Genomic DNA, 14,176 nt, shown 5'->3' with positions numbered 1-14,176 from the left:
ATCAGCAGTGGCATCAACCGATCGGTTGATGCCGGGATCCACCGTCCCGCTCTCCGTCCGGACGATCCCCCACCCGCCGGCCCCGCGGGATTCTCGATGCATGCCAACACACCGGGAGCCCGCCCTGCGCGCCATCGGACTCCGCAAAGCCTTCGGCGACCACCTGGCCGTCGACGACATCCACCTCACCGTCCCCGCCGGATCCTTCTACGGCCTGGTCGGCCCCAACGGAGCCGGCAAGACCACCACCCTGGCCATGGCCGTGGGCCTGCTCCGCCCCGACGCGGGCAGCGCCGAGATCTTCGGCGTCGACGTCTGGCGTGACACCGTCCGCGCCAAGGGACTGATCGGCGTGCTGCCCGACGGCAACGCCATGCCGGAACGGCTCACCGGCCGCGAGGTCCTCACCTGTCTCGGCCTGCTGCGCGGCCTGCCCCCCGCCGTCGTCGCCGAGCGCACCGACGAACTCCTCCAGGTCTTCGAACTCGACTCCGCCGAGCGGACCCTGGTCATCGAATACTCCACCGGCATGCGCAAGAAGATCGGCCTGGCCGTCGCCCTCCTGCACGCGCCCCGCCTGCTCGTCCTGGACGAGCCCTTCGAGGCCGTCGACCCCGTCTCCGCCGCCACCATCAGGACCATCCTGCGCAGGTTCACCGCCGGCGGCGGCTCCGTGATCATCTCCAGCCACGTCATGGCCCTCGTGGAGCAGGTCTGCGACCACGTGGGCGTCATCTCCGGCGGCCGCGTCGTGGCCGCCGGGCCGCTGGCCGACGTACGCGGCGCCGGAACCCTGGAGGACGCCTTCGTCGACCTCGTCGGCGCCCACACCGGAGGAACGGAGGGGCTGGCATGGCTCACCTCCTGACCCCCGGCACGGCCGCCCTGGCCCAGCACATGATCCGCATGCGGCTGGCGCTCATGCGCAACTCCCTGCGCGGCGACAACGCCTCCAACCTCTACGCCGGCGTCTCGCTCGGGCTGATCCTGGCCTTCGCAACGATCGCCGTCGCCGCCCTGTGGCCCGCCTACCTGCCCCTCACCCTGGCCGTGTGGCTCTCCGGCTGGATCTTCGGCCCCATCTTCATCGGGGGCGGCGGCGAGGCCCTCCGCCCCGAGTACTTCTCCACGCTCCCGGCCACGCCTGGCCGGATCGCGGCGGCCCTGCTCGCCGGAGCCTTCGCGGGACCCGCACCCGCGGTCAATCTGATCGCCCTGCTGTCCCTGCCCGTGTACGGCTGGCGCTTCGGCCCGGCCGGAGTGCTCATCGGCCTGGTGGCGGCCGTCGCCACGCTCGTTACCATGGTGATGATCTCCCGCGTCGTCGTGGCGCTCATCGGGCTGTTCGTCAGGTCCCGCGCCACCGCGGCCGCCGTCGGCATCGTGACCGGCACCGCCATCGCCCTGTGCGGCAACGGCTGGGCACCCGCCGTTGCCGTGGGCGGCGCCGACACCGCCGCCTGGTCCCGGATCCTCGTCCGTGTCCTGCCCTCCGGATGGGGCGTGGCCGCCGTCGAAGCCCCCTGGCCCCTCGCCCTCGCCGTCCTCGCCGCCGACGCCGGCGTGATCGCCCTCCTCCTGGCCGCCTGGGCCGGTCTGCTGTCGCGGCGCGTCGTCTCGGCCGCGCGCGGCGGTGTGCCGCCCCGCCGCGGCACGCCCCGCCCCCTCCCCGCCGTCGGCGGCGCCCGCATCGCCGCCGCCAAGGAACTGCGCGTCTGGTGGCGCGACCTCGTCCGCATCCAGCTCCTCGCCACCGCTTTCTCCTACGCCGTCGTCACCCCCCTCCTGCTCGTCACCATCGACGTCTGGATCATGGTCCCGTTCACGGGACTCATCGCGATCGTGATGGCCGCCGCGTCCTCGGCCAACCTCTACGGCTCCGACGGGACCGCGCTGTGGCTCACCCTCATGACCCCCGGCGCGGAACGCGCCGACGTACGCGGACGCCAGCTGGCCTGGCTCCTCGTCGTCGGCCCGGCCGCGGTGCTCCTCTCCCTGACCGGCACCCTCGTCAGCGGCCAGAGCTGGGCCTGGCCGTGGGTGCTCGGCCTGCTCCCCGCCCTCCTCGGCGGCGGCGCCGGGGTCATCGTCATGCTCGCCGTCACCTCGCTCGTCCCCGGCACCGACCCCCACAAGCGCGGCGGCAACCCGCTCAGCACCGGCGCCGACGAGACCGCCGAGACCGGCCTCGCCTGGCTCGTGCTCGTCACCGTTCCCGCCACCGCCCTGCCCGCGGCCGGCGCCACGCTCCTCGCCCCATGGGCCGGCATCGCCACCGGCGTGCTGACCGGCGCCCTCGGCGCCTGGGGACTCGGCAGGATCGCCTGTCGCAGACTCGAGAGCCACGGAATCGATCTGCTCAACCTCATGAAGTACGGCCCGCCGCCCCAGGCCGACGAACCCACCACCGCCGATCTCCCCATCCGGCACCGCATCGGTGTCACGGTCTGCTACACCGTCGCCTGGCTTCCGCTGTTCCCCCAGGGGCTCGCACCCATGTTCATGAAGATCTTCGGCGTCGAGGACCGCGTATGGTTCCTCGCCCTTCATCTCCCGCCGATCTGGCAGTGGCCCACCATCATCTTCATGATCGCCCTGGGGCTGCTCATGTACGGCTACGCCGTCTTGATCCCCATGCGCCTAAGCTCGTCCTCGTCGGCCACCACCGGGTGAGACCCGTCCGTACCCGAGAGGAGGGCACGCTCCGGATGAACGACCCCTTCCCGCTCTCCACCTGGGAACGACGCTTCGAGAACATCGTCGAGATCGTCCCCTACATCACCCTCGCGGCTTCCCTGGCCATCAGCCTGGTCTCGCCCGACCGGCCCGAAGGCGGGATCCCCCGCACCCTCGCCCTCACCGCTCTGGCCCTCGCCTGGACCGTCGGCGCCCGCACCCTCCTCCCGGTCGCCGTGCGCCGACGCAGGGCCGCCGTCACGGTCCACTTCGCCGGCGTCCTGGCCACCGCCGCACTGCTGACCTTCCACGACCCCATCTTCATCATCTACTGCATCTCCGGCTTCTTCCTCGCCGCCCACTTCGCCCCCTCCAAGTGGACCTTCGCCGCCGTCGCCGCCACCTCCTTCGTCCTGTACGGCTCGACGCTGGACTGGGCCCAGGCCACCGTCCAGCTCATCGCCTTCCATCTGGCGATCGTCGCCGTGCAGACCGTCGCCATCGGCGGTGGCCACATCGCCGGCGTCAGGATCGAGGACCGGCAGCGCAAGTACCGCAAAGCGCTCAGCGACCTTCAGATCGCCCTGGCCGAGAACGCCGACCTCCACGCCCGGCTCCTCACCCAGGCCCACCAGGCCGGCATCCTCGACGAACGCCACCGCATGGCACGCGAGATCCACGACACCCTCGCCCAGGGCCTCACCGGCATCATCACCCAGCTACGCGCCGCCCAGCGCGTCGAGTCCTCCGGCACTCACCTCGAACTCGCGCTCGGCCTCGCCCAGGACAGCCTCACCGAGGCCCGCCGCTCCGTCGCCGCCCTCCAGCCGCACCAGCTCGAGGACGCCCACCTCCCCGACGCGATGACCACCCTGGCCCGCAACTGGACCCGGACCACCGGCGTCGACCTCCGCGTCGAAGTGACCGGCGACCGCGTCCCCCTCAGCCCCGCCATCGAGGTCACCCTCTTCCGTGTCGCCCAGGAAGCCCTCGCCAACGTCGCCAAGCACGCGGACGCCACCCGCGTCGGCCTCACCCTCTCCTACACCGGCGCCGTCGTCCTCCTCGACGTCCGCGATGACGGCACCGGCATCCGCAACCCCGACGCGAAGGGATTCGGACTCAACAGCATGCGACAACGCCTACGCGGCGTCGGCGGCTCCCTCGAGATCGAGAGCACGCCCGGCGAGGGCACCGCCGTCAGCGCCACCGTCCCCGCGCTCCAAGGAAACCCCCGGTGATCCGCCTCCTCATCGTCGACGACCACCCCATCGTCCGCGACGGCCTGCGCGCCGCCTTCGAAGCCGAACCCGACATCGATGTCGCCGGCGAAGCCGCCAACGGCCGCGAAGGCATCGACCGCGCCGCCGCACTCGAGGTCGACATCGTCCTCATGGACCTGCGCATGCCCGAAATGGACGGCGTCAGCGCCATCACCGCCCTGCACCACTCCCACCCCCACATCAAGACCCTCGTCCTGACCACCTTCGACGGCGACTCCGACGTCCTGCCCGCCATCGAAGCCGGCGCCACCGGTTACCTCCTCAAAGACGCCCCCACCGACGAACTCCTGCGCGCCGTGCGCGCCGCCGCCGCCGGCGAGCCGGTCCTGTCCCCCTCGGTCGCCGGCCGCCTGATGGGCCAGATACGCCGACCGGTCAAGATCGCCCTCACCGACCGCGAACTCCAGGTCCTCACCCTCGTCGCCGAAGGCGCCTCCAACCGCCAGGCCGCCGCCAAACTCTTCATCAGCGAGGCGAGCATCAAGACCCACCTGCTGCACATCTACGACAAACTCGGCGTTCGCGACCGCGCCGCCGCCGTCGGCGAGGGGTATCGACGCGGTTTGCTCAGTTAATCGGCCAACAGCCCGCCTTTATCGATCCCACCCCTCCCACCTGCGGGGACGATGCAGATGGCGGCTGGTGGAGCCGCCCTTCCAACAGACCTTCGACGCCCTGCCCGAAGGCGGGATCAGGCCCGGTGATCGGCGTACTGCCCGGCGTATTCGGCGGTGGGGGCGATGGGGGTGATGACGTCGATCAGGACGCCTCCGGGGTCGGCCACGATGAAGTGCCGCTGCCCGAAGTCCTCGCTGCGCAGTCCGAGGACGGGGCGCAGCCCCTCCCCGGTGACGAGCCGGTCCCATTCCGCGTCCACGTCCTCCACCTCGAAGTTGAGCAGCAGTCCCCTGGCGGGGACGCCGTGTCCCTCCGGAACCGTCGGGTGGGCGGGGTCGAGGAGGGCGAGCTCGTATCCGGAATCTCCCGGTCGCCGCAGGCTGACGTACCAGTCGGCCTCGAACGTCGTCTCGAACCCCAGCAGCCGGGTGTAGAAGTCACGGGACTCCTGCAGCCTCGTCGTGCAGATCACCGGATAGAAGCCGGTCAGCCTCATGCCTTGAACTCCTTTTCACGTACCATCGGTATGCGGAAAAGATTATTCACGTACCATCGGTATGTCAATGAGGAGGGGTGCGATGCGGGAGGACGGCGTCCGCGCACAGCGGCGGGAGCAGACCAGGCAGGCGCTGCTGAGGGAGGGCAGGCGGCTGTTCTCGGAGTGCGGCTATGGCGAGGTGGGGCTGGCCGAGATCGTCCGGGCGGCCGGGGTGACCAAGGGCGCGCTTTATCACCACTTCACCGGCAAGGCCGACCTGTTCCGCGCCGTGCTGGAGGAGGCGCAGCAGGAGGTGGGCCGGCGCGTGGCTGACGCGGCCGACGCCCACGACGATCCCTGGGTCCGGTTGACCGCCGGTTGCCAGGAGTTCCTCACCGCGACGGCCGACCCGGAGATCCAGCGGGTCATGCTCGTGGAGGGGCCCGCCGTACTGGGATGGAGCCAGTGGCGGGCGATGGACGAGGCCAACTCGACCCGCCACCTCGCGGATGCGCTGGCCGCCCTCGCCGACGCGGGGATCATCGCCCCCCAACCGGTCGCACCGCTGGTCCACCTGCTGTCGGGAGCGATGAACGAGGCGGCGCTCTGGCTGGCGTCGTCGTCGGCGGGCCCCGAGGACCTGGCCTCCACCAGGGCCGCGCTGGGCCGGTTGCTGAAAGTGCTCCGCACCGATTGCAAGGAATGACCCCGCAGTTCCCCTCGTTGCCCGGGACGGTAGATCATGATCGAGGGCGGCGGCCTCCGTGGGCACGGGACAGCCTGGAGGCCTCCTACAGTGGGTGTCTGTGCTTTAAGGTAGATCAGCGGAGATCAGCACACTCGACGAGGTGATCGCACGAGCCCGGGACGGCTCCGGCGGTGCGGTGGTGCTGCGGGGCGAGGCGGGCGCGGGCAAGACGTCCCTGCTCGACGCGGCGGCTGCGAGCCGCGGCGCGATGCGGGTGCTGCGGACCGCCGGCGTGGAGTCCGAGGCCGACCTCGCGTTCGCGGTGCTGCACCAGGTACTGCGGCCGGTGGTCGGCTCGCTCGAGGCGTTGCCCGAGCCGCAGCGCGACGCTGTGCGAGCGGCCTTGGGGCTTGCCGCGGGCGGTGTCGGTGATCGGTTCCTGCTGGGCGCCGGTGTGCTCTCGCTGCTGGCCGAGGCCGCCGCGCCGGACGGGTTGATCTGCCTGGTCGACGACTTCCAATGGGTGGACCGGGCCTCGGCCGACGCGCTGCTGTTCGCCGCCAGGCGACTGGGGACGGAACGGATCGCGATGCTGCTCGCGGTGCGCGGGGACGCTCCGGTCAAGGGCGTGTCATCGACGGTGGACGTGCGCGGCCTGACCGAGGCCGCCGCGGCCGAGTTGCTGGAGTCCCTGTACGGTGCGCTGCCCGCCCACGTGGCGCGGGAACTCGTCACGTCGACCGGCGCGAACCCGCTCGCCCTGGGTGAGATCGCCGCCCGCCTGACGCCCGCGCAGCTCGCCGGGCGCGAACCGCTGCCCGACCCGTTGCCCGGTGGGGTCCGGCTCTTCGGTGAGCGGGTGGCCGCGCTGTCCGTCCCCGCCCGGCTGGTCGCGCTGGTCGCCGCCGTCGAGGCCGACCTCGACCTGGTTCTACGCGCCACCGACCGACTGTCCGCCGAGCAAGCGGTACGGCCTGGAGCGAACCTGACCCGGCCGTCCCCGTTCGAGCCGGAGACGGCCGTTCCGGAACCCGCAGGGCAGGAGACGGTGACGGGCGGGGCGGGGCGGATGGCGCTGGCCGAGCTGGAGGGGACCGGGCTTGCCGGGGTGTCGGGCCCAAGTGTGCGTTTCCGCCATCCGCTCATCCGATCCGCGGTGCACGAGGCGGCCGCCCCCGGTGATGTACGCCGGGCGCATGCCGTCCTGGCGGAGCTGACCGTCGATGATCGCCGCGCCTGGCATCTGGCCGCAGCCGCCCTCGGCAGGGACGAGCGGGTCGCCGCCGTACTGGTGGCAGCCGCAGAGCGGGCGCGCGACCGCGGCGGGTACGGCGTCGCCGCCACGGCCCTCGCCAGGGCCGCCGAGCTGACTCCCGAGCCGCGAGCCCGGGCCACCCGTCTGAAGGACGCCGCTGCCGCGGCCTGGCTCGGTGGCCGCCCCGGACAGGCCGAGTCGCTGCTGGCCGAGGCCCGCGGACAGGCCGGCGGCGACGCCGCCCTCGTGATGGAGATCGCCCGGCTCCGGGGCCGGTTCGAGCTGAACTCGGGCAGCGCCGCCGAGGCCGTACGGATCCTGGCGGCGGGCGAAAGCCTGGACATGCTGGCCGATGCGGCGGAGGCGGCCTCCTACGTCGGTGACCCGGCGGCCATCGTCGAGATCGGCCGCCGGGCCGCCGCGCACCCCGAGGGGTTCCTGCGGGACGCGGTGGCCGGGATCGGCCTGACGATGGACGGCGACGCCGCCGGGCCGGGCCTGCTCCGGAGGGCGCTGGCGCGGGCCGGCGAATTGGAGGATGCGGCGCAGTACCTGTGGGCGGCGGCCGCGGCCAGCGCACTGGGCGAGCCGGACCTGGCCACCGAGATGGCCGAGCGGGCCGGACGGGTGGCCAGGGTCTCGGGGATGGCCGGGCAACTGCCCGTCGTGCTGGAGTTCGTGGCCACGGCCGAGCGCATCGCCGGACGACTGTCACGCAGCCAGGCCGTCTCCGAGGAAGGGCTGGCGCTGGCGCGGGAGGCCGGATACGAGAATACGGTGGCCGCGCACCTGGCCAACCTGGCGGCGGTGGCGGCGCTGCGGGGGGAGCAGGAGGACTGCGAGCGGCACGCCCGTGAGGCGCTGGCCATCGCCGTCCCGCACCGGGTGGGACTGCGGGCGGGGGTGGCCGCATACGCGCTGGCCCTGCTCGACCTGTGCCTGGGCCGCCACGCGGCGGCGCACGACCGCTTCACGGCCCTCGCCGCAGCGGGACCCGGCGCCGGGCATCCGACCGTGGTGTGGCGGACGGCGCCGGACCGCGTCGAGGCCGCCGTGGGCGCAGGCGACGAGGCGGGCGCGCGGGCAGTGCTGAAGGCATACGAACGGTGGTCGGCGCATGCCGCGACGCCCGAGTCGCAGGCGTTGTCGGCCCGCTGCCGGGGCCTGGCCACCTCTTCCGAAGATGCTTTCGGCGAGGCACTGCGGCTGCACACCAACCCGTTCGAGGCGGCCAGGACGGCGCTGCTGCTGGGCGAGCGCCTGCGCCGTACCCAGCGGCCGGGCGAGGCGCGGGCGCATCTGCGGATGGCGTGGGAGACATTCGAGCGGGCGGGCGCGCGGCCGTGGGCCCGGCGCGCGCAGGACGAGCTGCGGGCGGCGGGCGAGAGCGGGCAAGCCCCGCCCACGCCTGTGCTCGACGCGCTCACCCGCAGGAGCTGCGCATCGCGGGCCTGGTCGCCGACGGGTTGTCGAGCAAACAGATCGCCGCCCGGCTCTTCCTCAGCCCGCGTACGGTCGAGTACCACCTGTACAAGGTCTATCCGAAGCTGGGCATCGGCTCCCGTACGGAACTGGCGCGACTGGTAGTTCTACAGAAGGCTCCCGCAACCGAACACGGCATGCTCTGAGTCATGCAAGAAGTGAACATCTGGAGCGAAGAATTCGGCGCCGAGACGGATACGCCGATCCTGCTGATCATGGGTTCGATGTCGCAGGGCGTCCTGTGGCCGGATGAGTTCGTCGGACGCCTGACCGCCGGAGGCCGCCGGGTGATCCGGTACGACCACCGCGACACCGGGATGTCGGGCACCGTCGACTTCGGCACGGAGCCGTACACCTGGGACGACATCAAGAATGACGTCTACCGCGTGATGGACGCCCACGGCCTGGACAGCGCCCACCTGGTCGGGCACTCGGCGGGTGGGCTGCTCGGCCAGTTCGTCGCCGTGGAGGCACCGGAGCGGGTGCGCTCGCTGACCGTCATCGGTTCATCGCCGCTCGGCGGCGGTGAGGGCCAGGTACTCGTGCGGGCCCTGACGGGACAGCCGCGGCTTGAAGGGAGCCTGCCGGAGCCGACACCGGAGTTCGTGGCCTTCTACCGCGAGCTGATGGCCGCCCCTCCGCCGCAGGACCGGCGCGCGCGGATCAACGGCATGATCGCTGAGCAGCGCGTGCTGCACGGCACCGGACTGCCCTTCGATGAGGACGCGGCGCGCCGGTTGCAGGAGCGGATCCACGACCGGGCCCGCGACCTGGCGGCGGTGGCCAACCATCGGCTGGCCGCAATGGCCAGACCCGACTTTGAGCCGGTGGGCGTGCTGCACCGGGTGAAGGCGCCCACCCTGGTCGTCGAGGGCAGCCACGAGCCGGTCAAGCCGGGCCACGGCGCGATCATCGCCGAGCGGATCCCGGATGCGCGGCTGGTGATCGTGGCGGGCATGGGACACACGCTGCCGCCGGAGACCCACAAGGAGCTGGCGGCCGCCGTCCTCGCGCACACGGCCGAGTGACATGTGTCCGAGATCGGGTCGAGCCACCGCAGAAGGGGGTCCGGCGGCAATCGAGCCCGGAACTTCCGGCGGGCGGGTACGGGGTCTCCGGAGAGTGGGTAAAGCGGGCGACGCGCCGGGGCGGGCGCGCCCCGGGAGCCGCCCTCCCACGGATGCGGACGATCCAAACCCCATACCGGGGCGATCTTTGCGCCACTCCTCCGCCTCGGTGCGCCCGCCCCGGTCAGCCCGGACCACTCGAACCGCCCCCCAACCGCGAAGATCATGCAAACAGCCTTCCCGACCGTGTCGCAGGGCCCGTCCGGCGTTTCCCCGGCGTACTAGAAACCGCGTAGAGAGACCGCCGCGGTGCCCTGCCGGAAGCATGCCGGCAGGGCGGGCGGGCGTCCTTCGTGCGATCCACGGACGCGGGACCGACCGGCGCTCCCGGGTGTCACGGCGCCCGGACGCGTCTCCCGCACGCGGCCCGAAGGAAGGACGGTTTTGGACAGTCACCGCGTTTTACGCGCCGCAGCCGTGACCGTGGTCGCCGCCTCCGCCGTGGTCGGCTCCACGGCGACCGGCACGACCGAGGCGACCCGTGCGCCGGTCGTGGAGAGGACGGCCGCGGCAGTGACGGCGGAGCGGATTCACCTGGCCACCTGGTCCACCCGGGCCAGGCCCGGGACCAGGTCTCTCGCGAGGACCACGAAGGGCAGGAACAAGGCGATCGCGTTCCGTCTCGTCTCCCGCCGCGCGTGGTCCCACGACCAGTTCCGCTGCCTGGACAGTCTCTGGACCAGGGAGAGCAACTGGAACCACCGGGCGTACAACCGCTACTCGGGTGCCTACGGCATCCCCCAGGCGCTGCCGGGCTCGAAGATGAGCGGCAGCGGCAGGGACTGGCGGTCGAGCCCGGTCACGCAGATCCGCTGGGGTCTGCGGTACATCAAGCAGCGCTACGGCTCGCCGTGCGGTGCGTGGGGTCACTTCCGGTCGACGAACTGGTACTGACCCCTTCTCTCCGGGAGCGTCCAGGGGAAGGGCGCGCTCCCGCCGGACGCCCGGGGCCGTCGGCCCCGGGCGTCACCCGTGCCGCCCGCGCTGTACGGCGATGGCCCGGATGAGCAGTTCCAGCCCGAACTCGAACTCGGCCTCGTGGTCGCACGCGCCCAGTTCGGCGGCCAGGGAGCTGGTCTCGGGGAAGAGCACCGGGTCCACCTTCCCGATCTCCGCCTGGGAGTGGTGGACCGGGGCGAAGGTCGGGGTCACGCCGACCTCCCGCAGCAGCGAGCCCACGATGTAGGCGATGAACGTGCGCAGGATGCGCACCGCCTCCTCGCCGCCGAACCCGGCACTGCGCAGCGTGGCCAGCGCCCGCTCGACCGGGAGCAGCCCGGCGGCCGACTGGAGCTGGCGGCTGACCACCACCATCGTGCACCGGGGGTAGTGGTGGGCGATCTGCCGGAACGCCCGTGCCTGGATGCGCACCCGCTCGGTCCACTCGGCGTCGGGGTCGTCGGCGAACTCGATCTCCGACAGCACCGTCTCGGCCACCGCGTCCAGCAGTGCCGCCTTGTTGGGCACGTGGTTGTAGAGCGACATGACGCCCACGCCCAGCTCACCCGCGATCCTGCGCATGGACACCGCGTCGGCGCCCTCCCGCTCGATCAGGTCGATGGCGGCGGCGACGATGCGCGGGCGGGACAGCGGCTCGGGCGACATGCTCCCATTCTCCCTCCGCCCATTGACGCACGTACACCGTACGTGCCACGCTCGATGCATACGTACGGTGTACGTCTCTGGAGGCCGCATGTCGACGCACGATCTCTACACGATCCCGGCCGAGCTCTCCACGTGGGACGTGGAGGCCGCCGGCGCCGCCCGTTTCACCTGGGAGTACGACGACGGCAGGGACCGCATGCTCGCCCTCTACCAGAAGGGCAAGGACAAGCAGTGGGACTCCGTCAAGCGCATCGATTGGGACCTGGAGGTCGATCCGTACAACGTGCTCGGCATCCCCGACACCACCATCGCGATCTACGGCACCCCGCTCTGGGAGCGGATGGGCGACAGGCAGCGCCAGGACGTGCGCCTGCACGGGGCGGCCTGGCAGTTCTCCCAGTTCCTGCACGGTGAGCAGGGCGCGATGATCTGCTCGGCCCGGATCGTCGAGTCGGTGCCCGACCTCGACTCCAAGTTCTACGCCGCCACCCAGACCATGGACGAGGCCCGGCACGCCGAGACCTACGCCCGCTTCCTGCAGGAGAAGGTGGGCCTGGCCTACCCCATCAACGAGCACCTCAAGGCGCTGCTGGACAGCACGCTGAGCGACTCCCGCTGGGACATGCCCTACCTCGGCATGCAGGTGCTCATCGAGGGCCTGGCCCTGGCCGCCTTCGGCGTGATGCGCGACATCACCACCAAGCCGCTGCCCAAGCAGATCCTCGCCTACGTGATGCAGGACGAGGCCCGCCACGTCGCCTTCGGCCGCATGGCGCTGCGCGACTACTACGCCGGGCTGTCGGAGACCGAGCTGCGCGAACGCGAGGACTTCGTCATCGAGGGCTGCTACCTGATGCGCGACCGCCTGCGCGGCAGGGAGACCTGGGAGAACCTCGGCCTGAACAGGTCCGAGGTGGCCGAGGCCATGGAGTGCGTCGACCGCTCCGAGTACCTCAGGCTGTTCCGCTCCCTGCTGTTCAGCCGCATCGTCCCCTGCGTCAAGGACATCGGCCTGTGGAGCCCCCGCCTGCAGCAGGCCTACGCCGACATGGGCGTGCTGGACATGGCCGGCCAGAGCCTGGACAAACTGATGCGGCAGGACGAGGACATCGCCGAGAAGCTCGACGCCGAGCGCTTCGCCGCCGAGGAGGCCGAGCGCCACGCCGAGGTCGCCGAGACCGTCGCCCTCGGCACCGACTCCTGACCCGGCCGCCGTACGGCCGCGCCGGGACGGCGCGCGGTCTCGCCGGGCCGCCGTACGACCTTGCCGGAGAGCCGGATCGGGCGTACCGTCCGGCCATGGCTGAGGACGCGGTGTCCGCCGAGGCGGGAGCCTGGCGGGCGCGGCTGGAGGAGTTGCTCCAGGGCCGTCCCGACCTCGCTCCCGTCCTCCGGCGGCTGGCCGCGGAGACCGCCGGGCGGCTGCCCCGCTGAGCCCGTCGCCCCGTCCCGGCGGGTCCGGACCTCCTGGCCGGACCTCCTGGCCGGACCGGTGGGCCGGACCGGTGGGCCGGACCGGTGAAGGCGCGCGGCTGTCACCGCGCGGATCCCGGCGGGCCGGGCTCTCCGAAGAAGGCGCGCAGTTCGGCGGCGAGCCGCTCCGGGGCCTCCTCCGCCATGTGGTGCCCGCTCTCGACGGCACCGCCCCTCAGGTCGTCGGCCCAGTCCCGCCAGACCGCGAGCACGTCGCCGTAGAGGTCCTCCATGTCGTCGCGGGTCGACCAGAGCACGAGGAGCGGGCAGCCGATCCGGCGGCCCGCGGCGCGGTCGGCGTCATCGGCGGCCCGGTCGACGCCGAGCCCCGCCCGGTAGTCCTCGCACATGGCGTGCACGGTCCGCGGGTCGTGGATCGCCCCTCGCACGTCGGCGTAGGCCTCCTCGCCCATCGCCCGCGGGTCCAGCCGGTACCAGGCGTCGGGATCGGCGTTGATCACGCGCTCGGCGGGTTTCTCCTCCTGCCCGAGGAAGAACCAGTGCCACCAGCGCCTCGCGAACGTCGCGTCGCAGCGGGCCAGCGCCTCGCCGATCGGCACCGCGTCGAGCACCGCGGCGCGGGTCACGGCCGACGGGTGGTCCAGGGCCAGGCGCTGGGCCACGTAGGCGCCCCGGTCGTGCCCGGCGACCGCGAAGCGCTCGTGGCCGAGGGCACGCATCAGCGCCACGCAGTCACGGGCCATGGCCCGCTTGGAGTAGGGCTCGTGGTCGGGGGTGCTGGGCGGTTTGGACGACCGTCCGTAGCCGCGCAGGTCCGGGCAGACGACGGTGAAGCCGGTGGCGAGCAGCGGCGCGACGCGGTGCCAGGTGGCGTGCGTGCGGGGATGGCCGTGCAGCAGCAGCACGGGCGGCCCGGAACCGCCGTGCCGCACCCGCAGTTCCGCCTCTCCCACGTCGACGCGCTCGTCGGCGAAATCCTCGAACATCCCACCCGCACTGCCCCGGCTCCGGCCGTTCAATGCAGCGGACCGGCCGTCCGGCGGATCCGGCCTCCAGTACGGCGGGCCCGGAGGTCCGGTGCCGCCCCGCGATCCACTCCCGGTCGTCCCGGCCGGATCCGCCGGACAGCCGGGAGGCCCTACCGGGACAGGACGAAGACGGCGGAGGCGGCGACCGCGGCGAGGGTGCCCAGCCAGGCCAGGACGGCGTCGGCGCGTTCGTCGAGCGGGCGGCCCCCGTGCAGGGCCTCCTGGACCCGCTGGTAGCGCACGCCGGTGCGGGCCAGCAGCGCGGCCCCGCACAGGGCCGTCAGGGCGAAGGGCGCGGCCACCAGCGGAGACGCTCCGGCGCGCAGGGCCATTCCGCCCATCCCCAGACCGCCGGCGGCCAGCATGGCCGCGGTGCGGACCCAGGCCAGCCGGGTCCGCTCGCTCTGCAGGCCCTCGTCCCAGAGCTCGGTCGCCGCCCGCCCGCCGGCCCGGTCACCTCCCCGTCCCGCGGGGCGCACGCCCTTCTTCTCCGGCATCCGGT

General features: G+C 72.5%; 14 protein-coding genes and 1 pseudogene. 11 read left to right on the top strand and 4 right to left on the bottom strand.

Going from position 1 to position 14,176, the window contains the following annotated elements; translation table 11 throughout:
• Positions 1–100: 100 nt before the first annotated feature.
• From IEZ06_RS06295 to IEZ06_RS06280, 4 genes are read left to right on the top strand one after another with little or no spacing between them, the layout of a single operon-like run.
• Complete coding sequence (locus IEZ06_RS06295) at positions 101–868, top strand: ABC transporter ATP-binding protein (RefSeq protein ID WP_189235698.1); 768 nt, start codon at positions 101–103, stop codon at positions 866–868.
• Positions 853–2,673 (top strand): hypothetical protein, encoded by a 1,821-nt coding sequence (locus IEZ06_RS06290; protein ID WP_189235697.1) that lies wholly within the window; start codon positions 853–855, stop codon positions 2,671–2,673. The genes IEZ06_RS06295 and IEZ06_RS06290 overlap by 16 nt, the downstream gene beginning before the upstream one ends.
• Positions 2,674–2,708: 35 nt before the next feature.
• Positions 2,709–3,917: a sensor histidine kinase gene (locus IEZ06_RS06285; protein ID WP_189235696.1), complete on the top strand. Its 1,209-nt coding sequence runs from the start codon at positions 2,709–2,711 to the stop codon at positions 3,915–3,917.
• Positions 3,914–4,534, top strand: coding sequence for a response regulator (locus tag IEZ06_RS06280; protein ID WP_189235695.1), 621 nt, complete (start codon positions 3,914–3,916; stop codon positions 4,532–4,534). Before IEZ06_RS06285 ends, IEZ06_RS06280 begins: the two co-directional genes overlap by 4 nt.
• A 116-nt stretch (positions 4,535–4,650) precedes the next feature.
• On the opposite strand, the gene IEZ06_RS06275 is transcribed toward IEZ06_RS06280, so the two are convergent.
• On the bottom strand, positions 4,651–5,073 hold the full coding sequence (locus tag IEZ06_RS06275; RefSeq protein WP_189235694.1) for a VOC family protein: 423 nt from the start codon (positions 5,071–5,073) through the stop codon (positions 4,651–4,653).
• An 82-nt stretch (positions 5,074–5,155) separates the two neighbouring features.
• Between IEZ06_RS06275 and IEZ06_RS06270 the strand changes: the two genes are divergently transcribed.
• The 5 genes and pseudogenes from IEZ06_RS06270 (at position 5,156) to IEZ06_RS06255 (ending at position 10,501) form a co-directional block, all read left to right on the top strand.
• Positions 5,156–5,761 carry a TetR/AcrR family transcriptional regulator gene (locus IEZ06_RS06270; RefSeq protein ID WP_189235693.1) on the top strand — a complete coding sequence of 202 codons (606 nt, stop codon included), beginning with the start codon at positions 5,156–5,158 and terminating at the stop codon, positions 5,759–5,761.
• Between the two features lie 142 nt (positions 5,762–5,903).
• Positions 5,904–6,260: pseudogene (locus IEZ06_RS36130) on the top strand (AAA family ATPase); the annotation flags it as partial.
• 1,673 nt (positions 6,261–7,933) lie between these two features.
• A complete protein-coding gene (locus IEZ06_RS37460) occupies positions 7,934–8,626 on the top strand; it encodes a helix-turn-helix domain-containing protein (protein WP_308427615.1) in 693 nt (230 codons plus the stop codon).
• A gap of 3 nt (positions 8,627–8,629) precedes the next feature.
• Positions 8,630–9,508, top strand: a complete 879-nt coding sequence (locus IEZ06_RS06260; RefSeq protein ID WP_189235692.1) for an alpha/beta fold hydrolase — start codon at positions 8,630–8,632, stop codon at positions 9,506–9,508.
• A 516-nt stretch (positions 9,509–10,024) separates the two neighbouring features.
• Positions 10,025–10,501 carry an aggregation-promoting factor C-terminal-like domain-containing protein gene (locus tag IEZ06_RS06255; protein ID WP_229797827.1) on the top strand — a complete coding sequence of 159 codons (477 nt, stop codon included), beginning with the start codon at positions 10,025–10,027 and terminating at the stop codon, positions 10,499–10,501.
• 72 nt (positions 10,502–10,573) lie between these two features.
• Here IEZ06_RS06255 and IEZ06_RS06250 read toward each other — a convergent pair whose 3' ends face one another.
• Complete coding sequence (locus IEZ06_RS06250; protein ID WP_189235690.1) at positions 10,574–11,212, bottom strand: TetR/AcrR family transcriptional regulator C-terminal domain-containing protein; 639 nt, start codon at positions 11,210–11,212, stop codon at positions 10,574–10,576.
• Positions 11,213–11,300: 88 nt separating this feature from the next.
• On the opposite strand from IEZ06_RS06250, the gene IEZ06_RS06245 reads away from it, so the two are divergent.
• Both IEZ06_RS06245 and IEZ06_RS37110 read left to right on the top strand, forming a co-directional pair.
• A complete protein-coding gene (locus IEZ06_RS06245) occupies positions 11,301–12,416 on the top strand; it encodes a ferritin-like domain-containing protein (RefSeq protein ID WP_189235689.1) in 1,116 nt (371 codons plus the stop codon).
• A gap of 95 nt (positions 12,417–12,511) precedes the next feature.
• On the top strand, positions 12,512–12,646 hold the full coding sequence (locus IEZ06_RS37110) for a hypothetical protein (RefSeq protein WP_268245582.1): 135 nt from the start codon (positions 12,512–12,514) through the stop codon (positions 12,644–12,646).
• 101 nt (positions 12,647–12,747) lie between these two features.
• On the opposite strand, the gene IEZ06_RS06240 is transcribed toward IEZ06_RS37110, so the two are convergent.
• Together IEZ06_RS06240 and IEZ06_RS06235 are read right to left on the bottom strand one after the other, a co-directional pair.
• Positions 12,748–13,632, bottom strand: a complete 885-nt coding sequence (locus tag IEZ06_RS06240; RefSeq protein WP_189235688.1) for an alpha/beta fold hydrolase — start codon at positions 13,630–13,632, stop codon at positions 12,748–12,750.
• 152 nt (positions 13,633–13,784) lie between these two features.
• Entirely contained in the window at positions 13,785–14,171 is a 387-nt protein-coding gene (locus tag IEZ06_RS06235) for a DUF202 domain-containing protein (RefSeq protein ID WP_189235687.1), read from the bottom strand.
• Positions 14,172–14,176 lie beyond the last annotated feature (5 nt).

The sequence above is a fragment of the Planomonospora antibiotica genome, from assembly GCF_014647955.1.
GTDB lineage: Bacteria > Actinomycetota > Actinomycetes > Streptosporangiales > Streptosporangiaceae > Planomonospora > Planomonospora parontospora.
The sequence above is the reverse complement of the archived record's forward strand: the minus strand, read 5'-3'. Positions and strand labels throughout refer to the sequence as shown.